The sequence below is a fragment of the Shewanella sp. SG44-2 genome, assembly GCF_014164215.1.
Classification (GTDB): Bacteria; Pseudomonadota; Gammaproteobacteria; order Enterobacterales; family Shewanellaceae; genus Shewanella; species Shewanella frigidimarina.
The window spans coordinates 239,007-262,057 of sequence record NZ_JACJEU010000003.1 but is presented as its reverse complement, the minus strand read 5'-3'; the positions used below and the strand labels follow the sequence as shown (position 1 = coordinate 262,057).

Genomic DNA, 23,051 nt, shown 5'->3' with positions numbered 1-23,051 from the left:
AAAAATTGGGGTTGATGACTTTAGCGCCATTTCTAACATAGAAAATACTGCTTAGAAATGGATTCCTACAAACTACGTTTTACTAACCTCTGCTGAAATCAGTAACGTAAAACAACAAACTAGGTTAAATCAATTCCGTTAACATGGTATCGGCGTATGCCACTAATTCGCCGCCATCACGTACTTTTGCCACATAATCTGGATTAGCAATAAATGGACGGCCAATAGCCAACAAATCAAACTTGTTGTCGGTAATGGCTGCACTGCCCGTTTCGGCGGTGTAGCTACCTACACCCACTAAGGTGCCAGTGTAAACACTGCGTAGGTAGGTCGATATGCTGCCACCTAAGTAATCAAACTGCATTGAATCGTCAAAAATACCGCCATGTAAAAATGCTAAATTGCGTTTAGCTAACTCAGGTAACAAGTAGTCAAACACGTCACGGTCGCGTGGATCGGTAGCCATATTGAAATAGGCACCTGGAGAAACGCGAATAGCGGTGCGATCTGCGCCAATTCTGGCAACAATAGCGTCAACCACTTCTAAAGCAAAACGTGACATGTTTTCAGGGGTTTGGCCGTATTCGTCCTCACGACGGTTACTGTCATGATGTAAGAATTGATCAATTAAATAACCATTAGCACCATGAATCTCGACACCATCAAAACCAGCATCAATCGCATTTGCAGCTGCTTGAGCATAATCAACAACTAACTGCTTAATATCATCTAACGTGGCAGCCTTTGGCGTTTGGTAAACTAATTCGCGCATTCTAGGCACAGTACCTTCAACAGCTTGTGCAGAAGCAGATAATACGTCGCCACCATCAAAAAAGTGTGGATGTGCTACACGACCTGTGTGCCAAAGCTGAGCAAAAATTTTGCCGTCATTTTTGTGCACCGCATCGGTCACTACGCGCCAGCCGTCAATTTGAGCTGGAGTAAATAAACCAGGGGTATTTGGATAGCCTTGTGCATCTGGACGAATAATTGTCGCTTCACTGATAATCAAACCCGCTTCAGCACGGCGAGCATAATAGTCTGCAATAGCTTGAGTAGGAACAAGATCATCATCCGCCATACAACGCGTTAATGGTGCCATTAAAATCTTGTTTGATAATGTTAGGGTGTCATTGAGTTTGTATGGTGTAAATAAACTTGCCGTCATGTGACGATCTCCTTTCTTGAATATACATTCAAGATTAATCTTAATTGAATACACATTCAAGTAATTTTTGAATAATCGATCAAATGTAGTTAGACTCGAGCGTTATGAGTTATCACGCTTTGTTGTTGACCAGAAGTGACCAGATATGAGACACGCTGAATTTGATAGAGAAACGGTTTTACGTGCTGCTATGAGCACCTTTTTAGTGAATGGATACGCTAAAACCAGCATGCAAGATCTCACTAAAGCAACGGGGCTACATCCGGGGTCAATTTACTGTGCCTTTGATAATAAAAAAGGCTTATTTATTGCTGCTATTGAGCAATACCAACAAGATCGTAATGAACAGTTTCAGCAATTGTTTGCCAATGACCGATCAGCAGTCGACAACTTAGGTGCTTATTTAGCGCTAATCGTACAAGAATGTTTAAGCTGTGATGCTACCCAGGCGTGTTTACTGACCAAGTCACTCAGTGAAATGGGCGAGCAAGATGAACAAATAAAACAAATGACTTGCCAGTTTTTACAGCTATGGCACCAGTCACTTGCAATGGTGTTCGATACAGCAAAAGCGCAGAAGCTGATAGCACAGGACAGCGACAGTCAATTTTTAGCGCAGTATTTAGTGATGGGAATATACGGTTTACGAACAGTGGCTCACACTCAGCCTAATGAGCAAGTATTACAGCCTTTAGCAGATAAACTGTTAGCTGATTTACTACGCTGTGAGCCGGTAAAATAGTACAGCTAACTCGCGTGATAAATGCCCACATGTTAAAAATTACAAAAAAAAAGACACTTCACGTGTCTTTTTTTACTTGAGCTTCATTTAATTTTCTAATTTGCTCATAACTCGTTGTGAGTAAACACGTTCACCCAGTGAGTTAAGTATTTTGCACTCGCCTTCTAATACCGCAATAATAGATTTACCTCGACGAAATGATTCAGGGATCATTACACGCCCAGTTTGGCTGATTTGCAGATCGGTCATCACAGCATTATGCATTTCTAAACCAACAGGGGCTTCGTAATACAAAATAGTCACCGTCGTATTTGACGTTTGACCTTCAGCAGATTCAGATTTCATATTCGGACTCTCATTTCTAACATACTGATTAAGTTTAGAAATGATATTGATCATCTAACTCATCAATACATCTCAGGGTAAAAGGATTAAACAATGGACTTTCTCTATTGAGTTCACCCAATAGAGAAGTCGTTTCTCTTATTTTTATATTTCGGCTTTATACGATAATACACTGTTAAATTGTATTATCGATTTAATGCTCTTAGCACATAAACTTAACACAACTGATGTGTAAATATGAATACTTATGTCCTGTAAGTGCGAGGTGCTAGCGCTTTATTATGCAGTATTTACACTGTAAACAAGCCTATTAAACCTCATCTCGGGATGAGAAATAGGCCAACGCAAAAAGTCAGACGATTTCACGTGGGTCATCGCAAACGTTTTTGTTGCCTTATAAACAACACCAATTTACTTGGCAATTGCAGATCTATTGTACGTGAATGCAACCTAGTGACTAGGGCAAAGGACTGTTTGATAACCTTTTATTATTTTGCTACAAGGTTATTTATGCAAAATTTAGAACCAGCACCTAAACAGCACAACTTATTCCTGCTAGAATCGGTGACAATTTTTAGCCTTTAAACATTTAATAAAACGAGATTAAGATGGGCAGAGCATATCAAAATAAAAAAGAGTCCATGGCGAAAACCGCTGGCCAAAAGACACGAATTTACTCACGTTACGGTAAAGAGATTTATATTTGCGCTAAAGGTGGCGTCGACCCAGATGGCAACCTAGCACTACGTAGCTTGATTGCCCGCGCGAAGAAAGATCAAGTTCCAGCACACGTAATTGAACGTGCCATTGAAAAAGCTCGTGGTGGTGGTGGTGAAGATTATGATACCGCCCGCTATGAAGGTTTTGGTCCTGGCGGCTGTATGGTGATTGTTGACTGCTTAACAGACAACGGTAATCGCACATTTACTCAGGTTCGCCAAGCATTTGTTAAAAATGATGCCAAGTTAGGTAGCCCTGGTACTGTTGGCCATATGTTCGAACATCAAGCAGTTTTTGTGTTTGAAGGTGAAGACGATGAAGCCATTCTTGAATTGCTTATGATGGCCGACGTCGACGTTGCCGATGTAGAGCTAGAAGATGGCATCATTAGCGTATTTGCACCCGTATCTGAGTTTAACAATGCGCGCACTGTGTTAACTGAAGCCTTTCCAGAGATAGACTTTAAGGTAGAGAATTTAGCATTTGTGCCACAAACAATGACTGAACTTACTGGTGAAGATATTGAAAGTTTTGAAAAGTTCTTAGCGGCTCTTGATGATTGTGATGACGTTCAGAACGTTTACCACAATGCAGACATTAACGACGAAGAATAACTCAAACTAAGGCTGTTAAAGCGTTCTAAGCCTAAGTGCTAGAACGCTTTGCAGCTTGTTTCTATCAAAGCCGTCACGTCATTTTGTCACTCTCAATATCCACAACCTAAACATTCACAAGCTAAACACTAGGACGCTTCGCGGATAGATTCTATAAAAGCGATGAATCTGAAAGATTAAAAGTTCAACAGTCGAACACTTTGTCAGCAATGCATTCGAGGTTATCACCCTTACCGATGTTACCGCTTTGATTACTTTAAGCATGTTAAATTGGGCATGTTAAAAAGATCATTGGATAAAAGCTTAATTCATGTCACTCTAAATAATATTCTTTATACAAGTTCTTTTTGAATATCAAACATCACTCAAATCAATTCTAACGACATATCGGCACGAAGCATTTAAAGGATGGCCCATTGCTAACATTCATTAAAAATGAAAGTAAAAGTAACGGAGAACTTCAGCAGGCTCGCGTTATATCTCTGTTTTCATTAGTCGGAATGTCGATGACTTTTGTGATGGGCGTAATAAGCTTATTTAACAGTAATAATGTATTAACCATCACTCTATTTGTCTCCAGCATCATTTACTGTTTGGCTTACATTGTACTCAAAAAATACAACAAGCTTAACCTGAGCTCTTTTATTATCATTTACTCGTTATATATACTGATGTTCTACTTAGTCTTTACTGGCGGGGTGGAACAAACAGGTCCATTGTGGATATTTATTGTGGCGCCAGTTTCCGTTTATGTACTGGGATTAAGTTATGGTCTGGTTAACCTGCTATTTTTCTTGAGTATTATCGCTATTATTATGTTTTCACCGATAGAGATGCCTCAATATGCAACTTACTCAACTGAGTTTAAAGTCCGGTTAATATTGTCATTTTTAACCACTACCTTCCTCTCCGCGTTATATGAATATTCAAGAATGTTATCCTACAATAGTGCGCTGAAGCTCGGTAAAAAATATCAACAACTCGCATTATCTGATCCATTAACGACACTGGCTAACCGACGTAATGCGTTAACCATTTTACAGCAGGAAAAATCAAGAATTTCACGAAACAACGAACCATTATCTGTTTTGCTCTGCGATCTTGATCATTTTAAAATGGTCAATGATAAATACGGCCACAATTGCGGCGATATGGTGCTTACTGAGTTATCGCAGGTGTTTAAACAGAGTGTGAGGCAGCAAGATTGTGTCGCACGCTGGGGAGGCGAAGAGTTTCTGTTTATTCTGCCGCAAACCTCGGCTGAGCAAGCTTCTGTCATTGCAGAAAAAATTCGTACTAACGTACACCATCATAAGGTGCATTTTCTTAAACACGAGATTAGCCTAACCATCAGTATTGGCATTTCACAATTAACCGATGATCAAAATATTGATGAACTTATCAACAATGCCGACAGAAATTTGTATCAAGCGAAAAAGAATGGCAGAAACCAAGTGTATCCACAGCAAACAACATCTATCGACCTTTGAGCCGACTGGAGTATTGTCCATCACATAAATGTTATTGCTGTTTTATATCCCAAAATAACAGCTAAATGCTAGAACGCTTCGCGGCTAGACTCTATACAAAGATAACGCAGAGGCTTTACAAACTTAACAAGCTGCAGCGAACGTATTGATGCTTTACTGCGCTTAGCTTTTTAGCAATGCAACGTTCTAGCAAGTCGAAGCAAGCTTGAGTTGCTAGGTTATTATGACTGGACAAGGTTAGTTATTATGACGCTTGAACAAAAAAACGCAGCCTAGGCTGCGTTTTTGGGTATCGTTATATAAACGACGATGCTTAACGTAAGTCCATTTCTTGCACTTTTTCGTAAGCGATTTCAGGTGCAGTTACATCTGGTTTTTCATGTAAGTCTGCTTTTAATTGACCTTTACGATGCTTTAGTGCCGCATCTAATTTTTTAGCGGCGCTCGTGATAGCGGGATACATGACTAAGTCAGTACCTTTAGCAGCAATGCGAGTTCCTTCATAGTTAGTTCTAATTTCAACATCATATTCACCATGCTCTTTAGCAATGATGATATCTAGCGAGATAAGCGTCGGGAAATGGCTAGCTATTTTAGCGAATTTTTCATCTACGTGTTGTTTGACAGTATCAGTAACATCAACATGGTGACCAGAAAGATTTATTTTCATAGATTGTCCTTAAAAGAATTTACTTGCCAAATTTATTGCGTATTACAACTGCATGCTGACATAAATAGTGTTGTTGTACAAATGCAGGCTGACATATTTAGACATCGGCATGTGCTTTGTATCACAAGTACTCAAACCTATAATGTGTTTTATATCTGTTTGTATACTTTACCAGCAATACCATTAATAAACGTGCATGGGGTATATCTAATTGACCTACCCCTTACATTGATTAAACATCAGATTACTGGTTAAGTATAGACACAATTTAGTCCCAAAGGTTGCAACTTTTGTGTTGTTTACACAAGTGATGGTAAACCAATCAATTAACCGCTAAAAGCAGTTAATTTATAAGCAACTATACCCATTTTATTTTTGTAGACTTAACTAAATTAAGTCGAATTAATCATTAACAGGAACATTCATGGCTACTAATCAGATCCAAATTGACATTATTTCAGACGTAATGTGCCCATGGTGCATTGTCGGTTATCGCCGACTTGAACAAGCATTGAGCAAATTTGACGATTTAGAGGTTAAATTGCAGTGGCATCCGTTTGAGCTAAATCCAGCAATGGGATCAGAGGGTCAGCATTTAGGGGAACACATTGCAGAAAAATACGGTTCAACACCAGAGCAAAGCGCACAAAACCGTCAGCGATTAACCCAAATGGGGGCCGATTTAGGTTTTGAATTTAACTTTTCCGACTCATCACGTATTTACAACACGCTACTGGCCCACCAGCTACTGTATTGGGCTGCAGAGACGGGTAAGCAAACTGACTTGAAATTGGCGCTGTTTAGCAGTTATTTTACTGAGCAGAAAAACCCAGATGACATTGAAGTACTCATTGAAGCAGCTACAAAGGTTGGCTTAGATGCTGCTGAGGCACGTGCAGTGCTCAGCGACAAACGCTTTGAAACTGCAGTAAAAGAAGAAGAGCAATTGTGGATCAGCCGCGGAATTCAAGCCGTGCCTGCCATTGTGTTTAATCAACAATATTTAGTCTCTGGCGCACAAGACCCCGACACTATTGCAGAATTGATTACCAAACTGCTCGCTGAAGCAGCATAAGCCGCTTTGAAGAAACACACAAAACCCAGCCTAAGCTGGGTTTTGTTTTTTACGAGACAACCACTTAAACCTAGTTCAACTTGGTAACTAATAAGGTTGGCGTCTAAGTACTTGGGCCTGTCACCGTAAAGCGATAGGTACTGGCGATTGTGACATTAAAATGCATGTTGGCACCTTTTTTCACTAAGGTTTTCAACAGCCCTTCAGTCACAGCGTCATCACCGACTATTGCGCCGAAGTCAATTGTCGACCAATCTGTTGTCGCGATTTTAAATTCATTATCACCAGCAGCTAACGTAATATCGACGTGGTAAATGACATAACACAGCACATACGCATTCATTACAAATAGATAGTATTCCGTTGTTTGAAAACTCATAGATAAATAACGAAAACATATATAAAAGCATGATTCAAAAGATATTTAAATCGCATTAATGGATAAGGCTTTATCAACATTGTTTGTATCGATTTCGCCACATTTAGTGGTCGTTTCAGTTTGACTATTTGGGTCAAATTAATGGACATTAGGGTACGCTTGGTGTTGAATCTATAGAGATGTGTTACCGTTTGGTGAGTGACCGATTTTCAGAGTAATTCACGCTAAATTAAGTTGTTATAAACACCACGTCTATGTGGTTTGGGGAGTACAAAATGGGCTTTAAATTAACGGTAAATTGGCAGTCTTCACCAAGTGAGGAAGGTGAATTTAATCGCGATCATGAGGTTAAATTTGGCACTGGGCAAACGATTCAAGCGTCATCTGCGCCTGAATACAAAGGTAATGCTGATAAAGTGAATCCAGAAGAAAGCTTACTTGCGGCTCTGTCCTCATGCCACATGCTGACCTTTTTAGCGATTGCCCATTTAAAGCGGCTACCTGTTGCCAGTTATGTTGATAATGCCACTGCTGATTTAGGTAAAAATGAGGCGGGTAAAGTCGCTGTGGTTAAGATGACATTAGCACCTAATGTGACGTTTGCAGAAGGGATTGAAGTTGACGAAGAAACGTTAGCGAAGATACATGAAAAAGCCCATGCAAATTGCTTTATTGCTAACTCATTAGCATGTGAAGTTGAAATAAAGCAGTAAGATTTTTTACAGTTTTACATGATTAAAAAGCCCCCTCTCATTATTACGCTTGAGAGGAGGCTTTTTTATTGGGGGTTCAACTTAACTCAATATGAGGTTACTTCGCTTTTATGTCGGCTGCAGGGCCAATGTCAGGCATTGATAAGCCTTGTAATGGAGCAATAGGTTGTTGTATTAGTTCATCTTTCAAATAACTGATAGCAGCATCAAGTTGTGCATCTTTACCGCTAAAAGTGGCATAAGGTAAGTTATCAACTTCAATGTCTGGCTCAACCCCGTGGCCTTCAACAACCCAACGGCCATCGATGGCATATTGTGGGTATTCTGCCACTCGTGCCATGCCTTTATCGGTCACCGAATTGCGACCCGATAACCACACTCCAGCGCCCGCAGTTTGCTTACCGATAATAGGCGCAATGTTTAGCGCTCTAATTCCGGCAGAAAAAGTCTCACCATCTGAGTAGGTCATTTGATCAGCCAACACAACCAAATGGCCTCTGAAGGTTTGTTGCATGTTTGCGTTTGTGCTGCCATGCGTTGGCTGCCAAAATGCCCACGCTCGGCGTAACAGTTTTTCGATAATCCAGCTGTCGATATTGCCACCACGATTGCGGCGAACATCGATGATTAAACCGTCTTTGTCGTAATTAGTATAAAACTCGCGAGCAAAGCTTTCGACATCACCGCTGCCCATGGCATATAAGTGTAAATAACCAATATTCCCTTTAGAGGCTTTGGCCACTTTGTCGCCGTTATGCTCAACCCAATCAAGGTAACGCAGCTTGGCATCGGTACCAATATCATGGGGAGTCACTATGGTATTGATGGCTGTTTTACCACGGACTAAACCGAGCAACACTTGCTTGTTGCCTTGATTTCGCAGCAGTTGAGTTACATCGGCAATGTTAGTGATTTTCTTGCCATTGATGCTCGCAATCACATCGCCTTCTTTCGCATCAACCTCAATGCGTGCCAATGGGGATGCCGACAACGGTAACTCTGGGTCTGTTTGATAAATATGGCTTATCACCACACCTCTATCGGTTTGTGTCAGCCTTGCCCCTAATGCAGCGGCTTTGGCTGCATCGGCATCTTGGGCAATATCGCCACCGCGAACTTGTGAATGTAATGAGTTCAGTTCACCCATCATTTGGGTGAAAATATCATTCAGCTCATTACGATCGGTCAGTCTGTCTACCAAAGGTTGATATTTAGCTTTAGCTGCTTGCCAATCTACGCCGCGCATTTTTGGATCAAAAAACGAATCGCGATGCATTAACCACGCGTCTTCAAAAATTTGTTGCCATTCTTGCTGCGGCGAAATACTTAATTGCCATTGGTCGGTGCTGACTTTAGCGCGCGATACATCGCTGGGAAGTTTGTCGCCGGCATCGACAATCATAAGGCTTTTAGGATCAGACTGTTTGCGCAGCATGATTTTACTGCCATCTTTTGATAACGAATATTGGCCGACATCTTCGCTGAAGGTGTCGACTTTAATATTGAGCGGGTCAAACTTAATCAGTTTTAGCTCGCTTTTATCTTGGCTGCCATCTAATAAATACAGCTTATCTTTGGTTGCGGTTAAGCTATTGTAGTTACCTGCATCAACTGGCACTTGCCATAAGCGTTGGTTTAATCCGTCCCACTCTACTTTGACTTTTGCTGGGGTGTCTTGGTCTTTACTGTCAGCTTTTTTTGCGTCTTTGTTAACGGTAAGCTCGGTTGGTTTGGCAAACGGAAAAGACGCTTTAGCATCTAACGCTAAGGCAAATACTTGGGTGCGTTTGTCAAAAATAGGTCCCATGTTGCGGTCGCCCCAAGGCGAGCCAGGATTAGCTTTAAATTCGCGGTTAGACAAGAAATACAACCATTTACCATCGTGACTAAAGCTAGGAGAAAACGACTCGTATTTGTCTGTGGTCAAGGTTTGTGATTTTGATTCGTTAATGGAATACAACACAATTTGCGGACGTTGTTTGCCAATTTCAGCCTTGGTTAGCACAATAAATTGACTGTCGCCAGACCATTTTATGTCTTGGTAAGGGCCTAAACCCTCGCCATTTTGAATGATTTTTTGGTTATTGTTGCGGCTTAAATCAAGTAACCATACATTGCCCATGTAATCGTCATGCACTAAATAACGGCCATTGGGAGATAACGACAAGCTGGTGCGTAAGGTGCTGCCATCTTTAGTGAGCTGCTTAGCACCAGCAGAACCATCGGCAGGATATTGCCAAATTTCTTGTTCGCCAGACGCATCGCTAATGCCATAAACCCATTTGCCGTCATCACTTAACAATGCATCGCGTACACGACTATCGGCGGGTGAATCTATTTGCACTAAACGACGACCATCGTTGCTGGCAATAGCTACATGGCTACGGGCTGTTACTACTACGTTATCGCCTTGATGAGAAAATACTGTCGAGGTGGCGTAATCCATTGGGTCGTTAACCCACTGCTCACGGCGATGAGTAAAGTCGCTGGTAAGCTCGATGGCTACTGTAGATTCTGCAAGATCGGCTAAGTTAAGCAACTTAATGTCGGCGCCCTGCTGAAATATAATACGGCCATTATTAAGCTGGGCGTCACGCACTTGCCAGTCGCTGTATTGAGTATGTTGTTTAATGTCTTTGCCATCAAGTGTCATTGACCAAATGTTGTCATTGCCTGATTGGTCACTGACAAAGTAAACACGCTGGTTCCATAGCATTGGCTGTTTAACCGAGCCTTCATGGGCGCTGGTTAACTGCTGCGCTTCTTGTTTACTGCCTAACTTATAACGCCAAATTTCGCCTTTGGCGCCGCCGCGATACACTTTGACATTGTCGCCGCTAACTTGCAGACCAAATTGGGTAAAATAAACATATTCACCTTTATCATCAATGGTGCCTTCGACTGCGTCAGCTAACGGTAAATCGGTAATGGTTAAGGATTGTGGGTCAACGGTTTTAAGCACCCAAAAGTTAGCCGGGCCAAAGGCATTGTCGGTTGAATACAATACTTCGCCAGACGCTGTCCAGCCTTGCAGACGTACTCGGCTGTTTTCAAAGCTCACACGTTTAGCTACGCCGCCTGCAATTGGCATCACATACACTTCGGTTGCGCCTTCATAATTGGCAGTATATGCCACCCATTTACCGTCTTTAGAAATAGTTGCGTCTAACTCTTCTGCGGCCAAACTGGTTAAGCGGCTGGCTTTGGTTTGATTGAGTTGCTTAGTCCAAAGATCGCCTTCGGCAGTAAACACTAAGGTTTGATCGTTTAAGGCTGGGGCACGGTAATAACCTTGATTTGAGGCGTTGGCGAATATCATTGATGAACACGCTAAAGTGCCTAGTGCCAACATACAATGCGCAACGGAGCGACGAAGTTTCATGGTGAGGAGCTTCCTTATAAAGTCGATAAATAGAGATAACGCGTTATCGAGTAGGCTATTTTTATTGATTGATTCACGTTATCAGAGTTATGCCAATTGTTGCAGTACAAAAATGTAACTAAGCTCTACAGGAAACAAAAACGGCTAAGCAATAATTGCTTAGCCGTTGGTATTTTACCGTCTTACTGTTCTGGTATTTTGCTTACTGCGAAGTCAGTTGCAGTACAATTTTATGGTATTGCTCATAAAGTGGATGCGACGGTTCTGATAGCTCAGGGAAGCGTTGATCGATGGTGATCATATAACGCTCAGCCTGAATCAGTTTATTGTCGGCCATTAATACTTTTAAACGAGCCAAAGCAACATCAGCAGTATCTAACTCAATGTCACCTTTTAACGAACCATTAAATGACTGTTTCACTTGTTGCACCTCCTTGTCATGGCTACGTGATTGCAGCTCTAATGCTTTCTTTTGTGCTTCTGCATTTACTTTGGCAGGTGCTGGCGCGGCACTCATTACCGCGGACGATTTATCTGCCATTTGAGATTCAATGGTTCCGTTGCTATCAGACCGATTGTTATCAGATGCTTCACTGACTACATCACGATTAACACGTTCACTATTCATTGGCGCTGAACTCATCGACAATCCCTGTACGGCAATCGATTCTGCGGCTGTGGCATCTTCAACTGGTGATTCTGTTACTTTAGGTACATCCGATGTCGATTTGACCTGCTTAAATGATGACTGCTGAGCAGGTACGCTTTGTTCCGAGTCTGTGCCAAGGTGTTTTTGCAAACTTGGATTTAATATAAATAATCCCGCCACCAGCAACACTGAGGCAGCACTTGAGTACACCCAAGCATTGCGTTGCCAGATTGATTTTTTAGTTGAACTCACTTTAGTGACGTTAACCCCCGAACGCGCCTTGGCTAATATGGCTTCATCAAGTTCTGCAGAGGGTTGCTCTAATGGTTGTTGATGATAAGCATCTTTGATTTCAGTTTGTAATGCAGTGAACTCTGCATCATGATCTTGTTGCTGACTCATAATGTTGTCTCCTGCCTTTGATTAGCAATACATTGCTTAATACTCTGATAAGCATAACGAATACGACTTTTAGTTGCTTCTAAAGTCACATTGGCAATGTCGCTTATCATGGCGGCGGTCATGCCCATTTCAATGTTGAGTAAAAAAGCCTCTTTTTGCACTGCGGGTAACTTAGCAATGCAACCCTTCATCATATCGGCTTGTTGCTGCTGCTCAACTTGTGGCTCGGGCGAAGCTTGATCGTCGGCTTGTAAGCTGTCCATGGTTTCATCTTCACCAAGCGGGGTAACCTTATCGAGAGGCTTAACGGCTCGCACGTGGTCAATCAATAAATTATGGGCAATTTTATATAACCAAGTGGTGAATTTAGCCGTGACTTGATATTGCTTCGCCGCATTAATCACCTTACCCCAGGTATCTTGATACAAATCTTCGGCTAGCTGCTGGTCATGTAATTGACGCACAAAATATCGGTACAAAGGGCCTTTGTGTTTAAGGTATAAGGCTTCGAACGCGCGTACGTCGCCGGCTTGGTAGTCGAGCATCAGTTGCTCGTCACTTCCCACTTGAGGAATTAACGACTCATCCTTAGGGTGTATTGATGTTGGCACCATTTTATCCTTTTTGTGACGCATTTATTGGCTAACCCAACGAGTTTCAGCTTCAGTCATCAAAACCTGCTTATCGAGTACACTTGCAGTTTTTAACATTTGCACAAACTCATGGCGATAGCCAAAACGGTCTTGGCCCATTGCAGACTCAGCAAGTGTAATTAACTTAGCATAATCAGTATCGTGGACATAATTATTCTGGTTAAGCAGCTGACCAAAACCTGCAACTGCCGCAGCAAATCTAAAATCGTCACTGGCTTGGTGTAAATGCGTTAACTGCTGCTCACGGTTAATGGGGTAAGTGATTAATTGACTGTCTTGTTCGCCAATCGCTTTATAACGCAGCTTTAAATAAGCCACTTCATTTGCGGCATATGGATGAACTTTAGCATCATCTATTTGCGTCGATTCTGTGGCGGTATAACGCAGCGGATCAACTAGGCGATTATGGCTGTCGTTATAACGAATTTCATATAATGCAGTAACAGTATGACCCGCACCAATTTCGCCCGCATCAACGGCATCGTTATTAAAATCACTGCGATTTAACAAGCGGTTTTCGTAACCAATCAGTCGATACTCAGACACCACCGCAGGGTTAAACTCAATTTGCACTTTAACATCGTGAGCAATGGTTAACAGTGTGGCACTAAGTTGATCAACCAGCACTTTTCGTGCTTCATTTAAGGTGTCGATAAAGGCATATTGTCCGTTAGCTTTATTGGATAATTGCTCCAACAAATGGTCGTTGTAACTGGCAGAACCTGAACCTAGTCCAAAACCAAGTGTTGATAAGCCAATACCCTTTTTGCTTCGACTGGCAACGAAATCGACCAATTGCTGATGATCTGTCATTCCCAAGTTAAAGTCACCGTCGGTGGCTAATATGACTCGGTTAATGCCGTTTTCGATAAAGTGCTTTTGCGCTAATTGATACGCCAACTGAATACCTTGGCTACCGTTAGTGCCACCTTGCGCGTTTAACTGACTTAGGGCTGTTTTAATGGCGGTAAAGTCATTACCTGCGACACCGTCAAGCACCACACCGCTGGCACCGGCGTACACCACAGTCGATACTTTATCTTGCGCCGATAATTGCTGACTCAGCATTAGCATGGCTTGTTTCAATAATGGCAATTTATTAGCAGACGACATAGAGCCTGACACATCAAGTAATAACACCAAGTTACTTGCGCCAAGCTTATCAGGCGCAACATCAAACCCTTTAAGGCCAATACGTAATAACTGAGTATCTGCATTGTAAGGTGATGGTGCTAATTCAGTATTGACACTAAATGGCTGCTCAGTATTTGTCGGTACTGGGTAGTCATAGCTGAAGTAATTGACTAACTCTTCTACCCTAACGGTATTCTTAGTCGGTAGTTGGCCTTGATTGATTAATCTGCGCGTAGTGCTGTAACTGCCAGTATCAACATCAATTGAAAATGTCGATACCGGTGTTTCGCCAGCAACCATATTGCCGTTTTGCACTACCGACTCAAACTTATCATTAGTCGTTGGTGCCAAAGAGAAATTGCGATCACTTACGCTAACATGCTGAGAACTCACAATACGCTGCGCCATTGACGATGTCATGACTTTAGCACTGCGAGGTAGCTCCTTTGAGCCTTGGTATAAGTCAGCCTGTGGCTCAGACGCCATCACTAAGCCTGCTACCTCAGATAACTCGGGACGCACTTGTGCAGATGAATCCGTTTTACTCGCGGATTGAATTTTAGAAGCGGGCTGATTTTTAGAAGTAGATTGGGGCTGACTTTGTTTCGCACTGTCTTTGGATTCTTGCGCACAACCACTGACAATAATCGCACTAATAACGATGGCTAAGGCGCTGCGAGTGAGTTGTTTATGGGTATTGTTCATGGTTATTCCTCTAATCTATCGACTGATTTATTCATATTGGCCGCATCAAAAAAGTGACCTTGCATACAGCTAATAACGAGCGCGATAAGTAAAAGGGTTATTTATATACAATGTGTTTAAGTAGTTTTCGTATTTAGAAACTGAGTGTTAGCCTCAAGAAACACTGAAATGCAGCCAACAGAGCACGGCTTATGCTATTATCTAGCACCTTTTTTATCGCCTTAATATTGACGTTAACCGCCGCTGTACCCTACTGAGCGAGTTAACTAAATATACTAATAGAATAAGTACGTTAAGGAGTTAACATGCAAGCCCTAGTTGCTGTTGTAATGGGTTCGAAAAGTGATTGGCCGACAATGGAAGCCGCCGCTGAGATTATGGATAAGTTACAAGTGCCTTATCATGTTGAAGTTGTTTCAGCTCACAGAACACCAGACAAGCTAATGGAATTTGCAAGTTCTGCTGCAGATAAAGGCTATAAAGTCATTATTGGTGGCGCAGGCGGAGCAGCCCATTTACCAGGCATGATCGCCTCTAAAACGCGTTTGCCAGTATTGGGAGTCCCAGTACAAAGCAAGGCGCTATCTGGCATGGACAGTCTATTGTCTATTGTACAAATGCCTAAAGGGATTGCCGTTGGCACCTTGGCTATCGGTACGGCTGGTGCGTTTAACGCAGGTTTACTTGCTAGCCAAATTTTGGCGATTACCGATGCCGCTTTAGCTGAGCGTTTAGAAGCATTTCGTAATGAGCAGACTCGCTCGATCCTTGATAATCCCGATCCGAGAGAAGACTAATGACGTTGCCAAAAAATCTATGGGTATTGGGTGACGGTCAATTAGGCGCCATGCTCAGTCATGCTGGCCAACCGTTAGGCATTAATGTGCGCCCAGTCGATATTATGACGCCATCAGATGCACAATTACCGCTAGAAGCTGACGACATCATCACCGCTGAACGCGAGCAATGGCCTGAGTCGCAGTTAAGTTTACAACTCAGCCAACATCCACATTTTATCAATGGCCCTGTATTTGGTCGTTTAGCGGATCGTTTTAGCCAAAAAAGTCTGCTCGATGAATTAGCCGTCGCCACATCGCCATGGCAATTAGTTGATGATAACACCAGCACAGAGGCGCTACATCAGGCTTATGGTGAACGGGTATTATTAAAACGCCGCACTGGTGGTTATGACGGTAAAGGCCAACATTGGCTTAAGCAGGCAGAAGCAACAACTATCCCTGCCGATTGGCGTAATGAAGCCATTGCAGAACAAGCGATTAACTTTGATGAAGAAGTGTCACTAGTCGGTGTACGCACCCAGGATGGCCGCTGTTTATTTTATCCACTGACACTTAACCTGCATCAAGACGGTATTTTAATGGCATCTATCGCGCCTTTAAGCCGCTTAGCGCCTTTGCAAGCTGAAGCAGAAGACATGTTGAGCAAGGTGATGCATGGCCTTGAATACGTGGGTGTGATGGCAATGGAATGTTTCCGTGTTGGCGAACACTTAATGGTCAATGAGTTAGCGCCGCGGGTGCATAATTCTGGCCATTGGACTCAAGCGGGCTGCCACATTAACCAGTTTGAATTGCACTTGCGTGCATTGTGTAATTTACCTTTGCATCAACCACAGGTTAATTTCCAATGTGTGATGGTTAACCTAATTGGTGTCGATAAAGACGACCGCTGGTTAAGCCTGCCAAATGCCGAACTGTTTTGGTACAACAAAGACGTTCGTGTTGGTCGTAAAGTCGGTCACTTGAACCTGTCTGTGCATAATAAAGCGATGTTAGATGACAGCATTAGCCACTTAAAAGTGTGGATGCCACAACAATATCAAGCACCATTAGATTGGATTTTGGCAGAGTTTGCTTAATAGATTGGTGAAACAAGCGGGTTTAATTAGTTTGTAAAATCAATTAAACAAGTCATCAAATCTGTTTCTTAGGGCTTTACCTAAAGACACACGAAAAAAGGAGCCTAGGCTCCTTTTTTGTTATTGATTTTTGGTGATTAAATTTGGTGATTGAATTCTTTCTTGTGATTGAATAGCTAGGAATTTCACTTAAAACGCTAATCATTGTTCACCGTCATCAGTAAGCCGCTACACAAAGTCACTCAGACTTAATCAAAAAATACTCGCCATAACCACGACGAATCTAAATCTTCTTTGCATTGATGATACTGCGCAGCGTAGCGTTTTGAACGTTTGTCGACTTTATTGGCTACAGGCGTTAACCATCTTTTGGCTTTATAGCTACCACGCTTATAGCCGCCCCAACCTTCGTGATAATTTAAGTATTGGTTTTTAGCATCCCACTTTGATACGCCATTAATTTTATGGGTTTTGTAAATAAACCAGCCCATAAAGTCCATCGCATCATCAAAATCACTGCGGCTAGACCAACTATTACCGGTTTCGCGAACGTAGTCGTCCCACGTCATGGTTTTAGCTTGTGCGTAGCCATAGGCATCGCTGGCTCGTCCAGTGGGGATAAAACCTAAAAAGTATTCCATAGGTGGTGCGGCATTGTGTTTGAAGGAACTTTCTTGATACATCATCGCTAAAGGAACATGTACTGGTACGCCCCATTTTTCACGGGTGTCTACTGCGGCTTCATACCAAGAACGGTGTTCTTTAAAAATCGAACACAGATTATCAGGCTCTTTCGGAGGCGAGGTGGCACAACCCGCTAATGACAGTAATGCAATTGCGCTAACGACACCTAAAAAAAACTTCATAACACCTCTACCAGTACCTAAGATATTGATTCTGGACTCAGTTTTACATCAATTAAAAATCAATGCAATTATCCTTACATTTTTTGTTGCATTGTTTTATACAGGAACAGGCATTCTTTCAACAATGCGCCTCAAACTGAAAAGACTGAGTGACCCTGATTGGGCACATAATTGATGGAGTGGGTATTAACGTTTCATTTCACATTGATGAGATTCTGTTTGCCAAATAATTGGCTGCCAGTAGCCCTGATTTTGGCCAATATAGATTTTATCGGTATTGAATTGAGCTGCAATATGATAGCGCTGATCGAGCTCAACATTGACAGTAAACACTTTCACTTTACGGGCTGATAATGACACTTTTAATTCTGGTGAGTTAATCAGCTCTGCCACTGTAAATGCATGCTCGCCTGGCGATAATAGGTAGTTGGGCCTTGAAATAACGGCAACGCCATCCAAGTGAGTGACCACGACACGGTATAAGTTGGCACTGTTATCGGGCGCTAAATAACTCGATACAGTACCGCACTCTACCATTTCATCTGGCGATGAAGCACAGCCATGTAAAGCTAATGCCACAACCGCAACAAGCAGTGCTCGCCAAGATGAATAAACTTGCATGATTACTTCGCCTCGAAAGTGCCTGCTGGAACAAGATCACTAAAATAATGAGCGAGGAACGTCGCAAAATTATCTTGTGGTTGAGCTTCTAAACTGTGCTGCTCAAGCAAAGACTTTTTAGCTTCGTTTTCATAGCCTTGTTCGACTTCATCGCTTAATGGGTAATGGCTTAAAAATTCATGATAATCATTTGCCAGTTGTTTAACCCACACGCTATGGTCGGTGCCTTTAACCACAACTTCGTTTATCACCCGGCCCGATAACGTTTTATCTGGATCATCGATAGCTTCAGACCACGTGCTTAAGGCTGTTTGGTAAGCATGGCTATCATCACCATCGAGTAGCTTCGCGATTGTGTTTAATTGCCCAAATAACTCGTGCATCCATTGCGTTAGGCTAATGGTCTTACCGTTGCGTTGTAATTCAAGTCCAGGTTTACGACCTTCTAATACTACGGCTTTCAAGTTAGCGGCAATCTCTGCGTCGCCGACGGCATCAGTATCCTCAGATGGCGACAATAAGCAGTACAATAAAAATAGATCAAGAAAACGCACTTGAGTTGCATCTATCCCTACTGGGCTAAATGGATTAACGTCTAAGGCACGTACTTCAATGTACTCAACGCCTGCACGTGCTAACGCTTGTGAAGGTTTCTCGCCCTTTTGGGTGACACGTTTTGCACGGATTGGTGCATAAAATTCATTTTCAATCTGCAAAATATTACTATTGAGTTGGCGGAATTCACCGTCGACATTAATACCAATCTTTTCAAACTTTTTCGATGGCATTTTAATTGCTGCGCCGACGCCTTCAAGGTAGTCAGGCAATGAGTTGTAGCTAATATTAAGCGTGTCTTGTTCTTTGTTGGTATAGCCTAAATCACTCATGCGCAATGAAGTTGCATAAGGAAGGTATAAGGTCCCTTTACCGGTTTTTTTAAATTCGAAATCGACGTCTTGATCTTTTATAAATGAACTACATAATGCCGGCGTTGACCCAAACAAATACGGTAACACCCACACTAAACGACGGTAGTTACGGATCAATCCAAAATAAGATTCTGAGATAAAGTCTTCAAAGCTAATATTTTTACTGCAACAAGCGGCACCATTGGTCATCTTGTCATCATACAAACGTTGCCATAAATCTTGCGACACCGAAAAGTTAAAATGAACCCCAGAAATGATCTGCATTAATGCACCATAACGATGGGTTAACCCTTTACGATATAAGGTTTTCATTTTACCGTTATTGGAGCTGCCATATCGTGCAACAGGGATATCACTGACTTCACCTACGTAACATGGCATGCTGACAGGCCACAATTTTTGACCGTTAAGGTTACGCACACTGTAAGCGTGGGTTTGCGTTAACCCTTCGAGCAAATCATCAATACTATGACTCACTGGCGTAATAAATTCTAATAAGGCTTCGCTGTAATCAGTGGTAATGCGCGAATGGGTCAGAGCAGAACCGAGCGCTTCTGGGTGTCCGTCTTGTGCTAAATGGCCGTTTTCATCAATACGCAATGCTTCACGTTCAATACCACGTAACATGCCCAATAAAGCCTCACGGCCTTGAGTGTCGCTTAAGTGTTCGACTTTTTCATTGAAAGACTTCAATTTACTACTCTCTTTTATGGATTCGCATTGCGAGTAAACAGCTAGACCTGATAATAAACGAGATTATTACTGAAAACGCGAAAAAAAATGTAACTCAGTATAATTAGCGTGTTTATGGGTGTTAAATTAAAAACGGCAACATAAGTCGTCACCGTTGATTGAGCATCAAACATTATCTTTTATTTGCCAAAAAACCGACATCGTATGATATTACGATTAAAGCACATAATTTAGCTCAATCTATATTTACAACAGATTGAGCTAAGGACATATCTCATGTATATGAGGCTAACATTAGCTTATTTCAAGGCTAGTGTTAACCCTAGTAGTAGCAAGTGTTCAACTAGTCGGCAAGTGTCATCATTTCAATCTGATACCCCAGCGCTGTTAACTGCGGTACAACTGTGGTTTTATCACCCACCACCAGCATCACCATATCATTGATATTTAATAATTTACTGGCAAGTTTATTTAACTCTTCGGTTGAAATATTTTTCACAATTTTGTCTTGTTTAGCCGTAAAACTTTTATCGAGCTGATAACGTTGGATCATTCTTAAAAAACCGGCTTTTTGATACGGGGTTTCGTATTCTAATGCTTGGCTCTGCGCAATAGAACTGCGCATAAAGGCACTTTCTTCGTCAGTCATACCAGATGCTTGGTAAGCGTTAATTTCGTTAACAAACTCAGCTAATGCTAACCCTGTTACATCGCTTCTTACGCTAGCATACGCCATAAACTGACCGGTATCTTCAGCGCCACCAAACTGAGTGCGCGCACCATAGGTGTAACCTTTATCTTCACGTAGATTAAGATTAATACGGCTATTAAACGCATCTCCTAATGGGTAGTTCATCAGATAAGCTTTAAAATAATCACCTGTTGCATCATAGGGTAACGACACTTGGCCGATATTAATCACCGACTGTGCCGCACCAGGTTTATCAATCAAATAAATGGTGTTTTTAAGGTGTGTTGGTAATGCAGGCAGCGCTGCAACTTGAGTCGCCTCACCTTGCCATTCATTAAACATCGACAACTTAGGCATTATTTGTTGTTGATTTAAGTCCGACACCACGACCATTTGAGCATTACCTGCACGGTATTGCTGTTGGTAAAATTGCTTCACGTCATCTAGCGTTAATGCTGATATTGATTTAATCGTACCATCACTGCTGATCCCTAATGGGCTATTGTTGCCATATAACAAGGCAGAAAAACCACTACGGGCTAGATAGTTAGCATCGGACATTTGATGTTGCAAACCTTGCAACTGTTGTTGTTTAACTCGTTCAAAATCTGCAGCAACAAAACCGGGACTAAACAAACGCTCTTTAACGATGGCAAGCGTGGCATCTAGGTTTGCCGTTAAACTCGACACTTTAAGGTAACTTTGTGAATCGCTGGCGCCAAAACTAATCGATGAACCCAACATATCAAGCGCCCCAGCCAAATCCTCGCTGCTGCGTTGCTCGCTCGACTCATTAAGCATTGATGCAGTTAACTCAGCAAGACCCGCCTTGTTAATTGGGGTTAAACGATGTCCGCCATCCAAATAAATAAGCAGTTCGACAGTTGGCGTTTCGTCACTTTCAGTGCCCATTACTTTAATGCCATTTGCCAGCTTACTGTCCCATAATTGCGGCACGGTTAGTATCGGCGCCGCGGCTGATGTAGGGGTTTTATTGCGATCAAATGAAGATTTGGCGAAAGTGATATCGGTTAATCCCGTTACCGCTTCTTGCGCAATAGGCAAAGTAGTCGGTTCAAAATTATCCGCGTGGGCGATTAATTGTGTTTGCCCTTCTGGCACAATACTCATTACCACCATTGGCTTATTTTTAATGTAGGTATTAAATACCCGCATTACATCGGCTTTGGTGACGTTAGCATAACGAGCTAAATCAGCAGCCACCATGTCAGGTTTACCAAAAAAGGTTTGGTTAGCGGCAAGTGTCGAGACTTTTCCAGCGACACTTTGCATACCAAAAATAGTGCTGGCTTCGAACTGCACTTTGACTTTTTGCAAGTCATCGTCGGTTACGCCACGTTGTTCAAACTCACTGATAGTTTCATTAATTTTGCTTTCAAGATCAGCAAGACTGCCGCCTTTACTCGGGTTAGCGACAGCGTAAAGTGATAACTGACAAGTAAGCTCTTGGCATGGATGGCTGACTGCAGCTTGGACTGCATAACCATCTTTGACCAAATTTTTATAGATAAGTGATGTTTTACCGCCACCGAGAATATTAGCGAGTAGATCGAGTGCGGCTTCGTCTTTGTGTTGCGCGTAAACAGTGGGGAATCCCATGTATATTAATGGCAAATGTACTTTGTCTTCCATCGATATATAACGGGTTTTATCCAATGTCACCATGGTTTTAGCTTCAGGCTTAACCGTAGGCCCTGCTGGAATTTCACCAAAGTATTTATTTACCCATGCTAACGTTTGGATCTCATCAAAGTCGCCACCAATGGTTAAGGTCGCATTATTAGGCCCATACCAACGTTGAAAAAAATGTTTCACATCAGCAACTGTGGCGCGATCTAAATCATCTGGCCAGCCAATAACAGGCCAAGAATACGGGTGACCCGCTGGATAAAACGCTTGGTTAAAACGTTCATTTAAACGGCCATAAGGACGGTTATCAATCCGTTGTGCACGTTCATTTTTAACGGTTTCACGTTGTACTTCGAATTTTTCACTCGTGAGGGCGGGCAGTAAAAAGCCCATACGGTCAGATTCTAACCAGAGCATTTTCTCTAATTGATTACTTGGCACGGTTTCAAAATAATTGGTTCTGTCGGTATTGGTGGTGCCGTTTAATGTTCCGCCCGCTTCAGTAACCACTTTAAAATGCTGTTCATCACCAACGTGTTGTGAGCCTTGGAACATCATATGTTCAAATAAATGTGCAAAGCCACTACGACCGGCTAATTCACGGGCTGAACCGACATGATAGGTCACATCGACATGAGCTAATGGATCTGACTTATCTTGATGCAAAATCACGGTTAAGCCGTTGGCTAACTGATATTTTTTATAAGGAATGCTAACTTGATTTGCTGTCGGGGCCGCGGTTTCAATTAAGGTAACACCTTGGGGCAAACTCGACGACTGATACGCGTCATAGGCGCAACCACTTAATACAGCACTGATGGCCGCTGCTAACATCCATTTATTCAAATTTAGTTTCAAAATCGACTCCTTCCTTAAAACAA

General features: G+C 42.2%; 19 protein-coding genes. 7 read left to right on the top strand and 12 right to left on the bottom strand.

The features are described from left to right. Nucleotides 1-124: 124 nt before the first annotated feature. Nucleotides 125-1,168 (bottom strand): alkene reductase, encoded by a 1,044-nt coding sequence (locus H5181_RS03960; RefSeq protein ID WP_011636563.1) that lies wholly within the window; start codon nucleotides 1,166-1,168, stop codon nucleotides 125-127. A gap of 145 nt (nucleotides 1,169-1,313) precedes the next feature. Here H5181_RS03960 and H5181_RS03955 point away from each other — a divergent pair, with 145 nt between their 5' ends. After that, a complete protein-coding gene (locus H5181_RS03955) occupies nucleotides 1,314-1,910 on the top strand; it encodes a TetR/AcrR family transcriptional regulator (RefSeq protein WP_011636562.1) in 597 nt (198 codons plus the stop codon). An 87-nt stretch (nucleotides 1,911-1,997) separates the two neighbouring features. Here H5181_RS03955 and H5181_RS03950 read toward each other — a convergent pair whose 3' ends face one another. Beyond that, nucleotides 1,998-2,255, bottom strand: coding sequence for a TIGR02922 family protein (locus H5181_RS03950; RefSeq protein ID WP_123777116.1), 258 nt, complete (start codon nucleotides 2,253-2,255; stop codon nucleotides 1,998-2,000). A gap of 608 nt (nucleotides 2,256-2,863) precedes the next feature. On the opposite strand from H5181_RS03950, the gene H5181_RS03945 reads away from it, so the two are divergent. Continuing rightward, a complete protein-coding gene (locus H5181_RS03945; protein ID WP_011636560.1) occupies nucleotides 2,864-3,589 on the top strand; it encodes a YebC/PmpR family DNA-binding transcriptional regulator in 726 nt (241 codons plus the stop codon). A 416-nt stretch (nucleotides 3,590-4,005) separates the two neighbouring features. Then, complete coding sequence (locus tag H5181_RS03940; RefSeq protein WP_123884291.1) at nucleotides 4,006-5,079, top strand: GGDEF domain-containing protein; 1,074 nt, start codon at nucleotides 4,006-4,008, stop codon at nucleotides 5,077-5,079. 313 nt (nucleotides 5,080-5,392) lie between these two features. Here H5181_RS03940 and hpf read toward each other — a convergent pair whose 3' ends face one another. Then, entirely contained in the window at nucleotides 5,393-5,749 is a 357-nt protein-coding gene (gene hpf, locus H5181_RS03935; protein ID WP_011636558.1) for a ribosome hibernation-promoting factor, HPF/YfiA family, read from the bottom strand. A 424-nt stretch (nucleotides 5,750-6,173) separates the two neighbouring features. Here hpf and H5181_RS03930 point away from each other — a divergent pair, with 424 nt between their 5' ends. After that, a complete protein-coding gene (locus H5181_RS03930; protein WP_011636557.1) occupies nucleotides 6,174-6,824 on the top strand; it encodes a DsbA family oxidoreductase in 651 nt (216 codons plus the stop codon). A 103-nt stretch (nucleotides 6,825-6,927) separates the two neighbouring features. On the opposite strand, the gene H5181_RS03925 is transcribed toward H5181_RS03930, so the two are convergent. Further along, nucleotides 6,928-7,203, bottom strand: a complete 276-nt coding sequence (locus H5181_RS03925; RefSeq protein WP_123884292.1) for a hypothetical protein — start codon at nucleotides 7,201-7,203, stop codon at nucleotides 6,928-6,930. Between the two features lie 275 nt (nucleotides 7,204-7,478). Between H5181_RS03925 and H5181_RS03920 the strand changes: the two genes are divergently transcribed. Further along, the gene (locus H5181_RS03920; protein WP_011636555.1) at nucleotides 7,479-7,916 is read left to right on the top strand and encodes an OsmC family protein; all 438 of its coding nucleotides are present in this window, start codon (nucleotides 7,479-7,481) and stop codon (nucleotides 7,914-7,916) included. 97 nt (nucleotides 7,917-8,013) lie between these two features. Here the strand turns inward: H5181_RS03920 and H5181_RS03915 are convergent, their stop codons facing one another. The 4 genes from H5181_RS03915 to H5181_RS03900 all read right to left on the bottom strand — a co-directional run bounded on the left by H5181_RS03915 (nucleotide 8,014) and on the right by H5181_RS03900 (nucleotide 14,841). Next, nucleotides 8,014-11,298: a S41 family peptidase gene (locus H5181_RS03915; protein WP_182750264.1), complete on the bottom strand. Its 3,285-nt coding sequence runs from the start codon at nucleotides 11,296-11,298 to the stop codon at nucleotides 8,014-8,016. Between the two features lie 202 nt (nucleotides 11,299-11,500). Then, nucleotides 11,501-12,349 (bottom strand): hypothetical protein, encoded by an 849-nt coding sequence (locus H5181_RS03910; protein WP_182750263.1) that lies wholly within the window; start codon nucleotides 12,347-12,349, stop codon nucleotides 11,501-11,503. Beyond that, nucleotides 12,346-12,963: a sigma-70 family RNA polymerase sigma factor gene (locus H5181_RS03905; RefSeq protein WP_164839198.1), complete on the bottom strand. Its 618-nt coding sequence runs from the start codon at nucleotides 12,961-12,963 to the stop codon at nucleotides 12,346-12,348. The genes H5181_RS03910 and H5181_RS03905 overlap by 4 nt, the downstream gene beginning before the upstream one ends. A gap of 21 nt (nucleotides 12,964-12,984) precedes the next feature. Beyond that, the gene (locus H5181_RS03900) at nucleotides 12,985-14,841 is read right to left on the bottom strand and encodes a VWA domain-containing protein (protein WP_182750262.1); all 1,857 of its coding nucleotides are present in this window, start codon (nucleotides 14,839-14,841) and stop codon (nucleotides 12,985-12,987) included. Between the two features lie 305 nt (nucleotides 14,842-15,146). Here H5181_RS03900 and purE point away from each other — a divergent pair, with 305 nt between their 5' ends. After that, a complete protein-coding gene (gene purE, locus H5181_RS03895) occupies nucleotides 15,147-15,638 on the top strand; it encodes a 5-(carboxyamino)imidazole ribonucleotide mutase (protein WP_182750261.1) in 492 nt (163 codons plus the stop codon). Beyond that, entirely contained in the window at nucleotides 15,638-16,720 is a 1,083-nt protein-coding gene (gene purK / locus H5181_RS03890; protein ID WP_123884296.1) for a 5-(carboxyamino)imidazole ribonucleotide synthase, read from the top strand. The genes purE and purK overlap by 1 nt, the downstream gene beginning before the upstream one ends. A gap of 248 nt (nucleotides 16,721-16,968) precedes the next feature. Here the strand turns inward: purK and H5181_RS03885 are convergent, their stop codons facing one another. The 4 genes from H5181_RS03885 to H5181_RS03870 form a co-directional block, all read right to left on the bottom strand. Further along, on the bottom strand, nucleotides 16,969-17,586 hold the full coding sequence (locus H5181_RS03885; RefSeq protein ID WP_011636548.1) for a hypothetical protein: 618 nt from the start codon (nucleotides 17,584-17,586) through the stop codon (nucleotides 16,969-16,971). 186 nt (nucleotides 17,587-17,772) lie between these two features. Next, nucleotides 17,773-18,207, bottom strand: a complete 435-nt coding sequence (locus H5181_RS03880) for a hypothetical protein (RefSeq protein WP_011636547.1) — start codon at nucleotides 18,205-18,207, stop codon at nucleotides 17,773-17,775. A 2-nt stretch (nucleotides 18,208-18,209) separates the two neighbouring features. Next, complete coding sequence (gene gshA, locus H5181_RS03875) at nucleotides 18,210-19,847, bottom strand: glutamate--cysteine ligase (RefSeq protein WP_049763521.1); 1,638 nt, start codon at nucleotides 19,845-19,847, stop codon at nucleotides 18,210-18,212. Nucleotides 19,848-20,172: 325 nt separating this feature from the next. After that, on the bottom strand, nucleotides 20,173-23,016 hold the full coding sequence (locus tag H5181_RS03870; protein ID WP_182750279.1) for a pitrilysin family protein: 2,844 nt from the start codon (nucleotides 23,014-23,016) through the stop codon (nucleotides 20,173-20,175). Nucleotides 23,017-23,051 lie beyond the last annotated feature (35 nt).